Origin of the sequence: Klebsiella sp. MS 92-3 (assembly GCF_000195655.1) — a bacterium.
GTDB lineage: Bacteria > Pseudomonadota > Gammaproteobacteria > Enterobacterales > Enterobacteriaceae > Klebsiella > Klebsiella pneumoniae.
The window spans coordinates 90,044-91,750 of sequence record NZ_GL882770.1 but is presented as its reverse complement, the minus strand read 5'-3'; the positions used below and the strand labels follow the sequence as shown (position 1 = coordinate 91,750).

At 61.2% G+C, this 1,707-nt stretch carries 1 protein-coding gene and 2 pseudogenes; all 3 read left to right on the top strand.

Annotation, left to right across the window (positions count from 1 at the left end; all coding sequences use genetic code 11):
- Positions 1-340, top strand: a pseudogene (locus tag HMPREF9538_RS32780) (TetR family transcriptional regulator); the annotation flags it as partial.
- Complete coding sequence (locus tag HMPREF9538_RS20155) at positions 231-1,193, top strand: MDR family oxidoreductase (protein ID WP_223271232.1); 963 nt, start codon at positions 231-233, stop codon at positions 1,191-1,193. The pseudogene HMPREF9538_RS32780 and the gene HMPREF9538_RS20155, both read left to right, overlap by 110 nt.
- Before the next feature lie 120 nt (positions 1,194-1,313).
- Positions 1,314-1,707: pseudogene (locus tag HMPREF9538_RS20160) on the top strand (nucleoside recognition domain-containing protein); the annotation flags it as partial.

Sequence of the window (1,707 nt, the reverse complement as noted above, 5' to 3'; positions counted from 1 at the left end):
CGGGCCGGGGCCATCGCCAGCGACGCCTCACCGCAGGCGCTGGCCCAGGTGTTCTGGATCGGCTGGGAAGGCGCGGTGATGCGCGCCAGGCTGGTCCAGTCTGCCGCACCGCTTAACCAGTACTGGGATTTTTTTGCGCACAGTATGACAACAAAAACACCTGCACAGGACGGCGCTAGCGCCGATAACCCCCTTCCGACGAGGAATACTCTGTCATGAAAGCATTAGTTCTGGACCAGATCGACAACCGCACCGTCGCCACCGTCAAAGATATCGACCTGCCCGCTCTTGCCGAAGGCGACGTCCGGGTCGCCATCGACTGGTCGAGTCTCAATTATAAAGACGCCCTGGCGATCACCGGCAAAGGCAAAATTATCCGTCAGTTTCCGATGGTGCCGGGCATTGATTTTGCCGGTCAGGTGAAAGAAAGCCGCGATCCGCGCTTTGTTCCCGGCCAGGCCGTGATCCTCACCGGCTGGGGCGTGGGCGAAAACCACTGGGGTGGCCTGGCCACCGACGCCTGCGTTAAAGGCGACTGGCTGGTTGCTCTGCCGGAGACGCTCAGCGCGCGTCAGGCAATGATCATCGGCACCGCCGGCTTTACCGCGATGCTATGCGTTGATGCTCTCGTTAGTGCGGGCGTCACCCCTGACAGCGGGGATATCCTGGTCACCGGCGCCAGCGGCGGGGTCGGCAGCACCGCCGTGGTGTTGCTGAAAGCCCTTGGCTACCGGGTGACGGCCGTATCGGGCCGGGAATCGACACACGATTACCTTCGCCAGCTGGGCGCCGATACGATCCTGCCGCGCAGCGACTTCGCGGAGACCCGTCCGCTGGAGAAACAGCTGTGGGCGGGCGCGGTGGATACCGTTGGCGGCCCGGTGTTGGCCAAAGTGCTGGCGCAAACGCAATATCGCGGCTGCGTCGCCGCCTGCGGTCTGGCCGGGGGCTTCGATCTGCCGACCACCGTGATGCCGTTTATTCTGCGCAATGTGCGTCTGCAGGGGGTGGATTCGGTGATGGTGCCGACCGCTGAACGCGACGCTGTCTGGCAGCGTCTGGCCCAGCTTCTGCCGGAGAGCTACTACCAGCAGGCGGCCACAGAAATCACGCTGGAGCAGGCGCCAGCGTATGCCGCAGATTTCCTCAGCAATAATATTCATGGTCGGACGCTGGTCAATATCGGCCAGTAATCCTCTTCTCCCGGCGCCCGTGCGGCGCCGGATCCCGAGAGGGATCAAGGCATATCATTTCCTTCCCCACGGGATTATGATGACGCGAACGAATAGCTCTGCGAGTGGTAAAAAAAGTAAATGGATGTCATAAGCATCATTATGGCGGCGGGCAAGTCGTCCGTTGACGTCGCGCTGTATACGCTGTTGCCGATCATGGTGATCATGCTGATCATCATGAAATACCTTGAGGTCCGCGGTATCCTCGATGTGATTGTTCGCTGGGTGGCCCCGCTGCTGAAGCCCTTCGGCTTAACCGGGATGAGCGCCTTCGCCCTGATCCAGATTAACTTTGTCAGCTTTGCCGCCCCGCTCGCCACGCTGTCGATTATGGATAAACGCGGCGTCTCGGACCGACAAATGGCCGCCACGCTGGCCATGGTGTTCGCCATGGGGCAAGGCAACGTCTTCTATCCTCTTACCCCTTTTGGTCTGCACTGGCTGGCCTCGATCGTTATCTCGGTGGGGGGCGGGC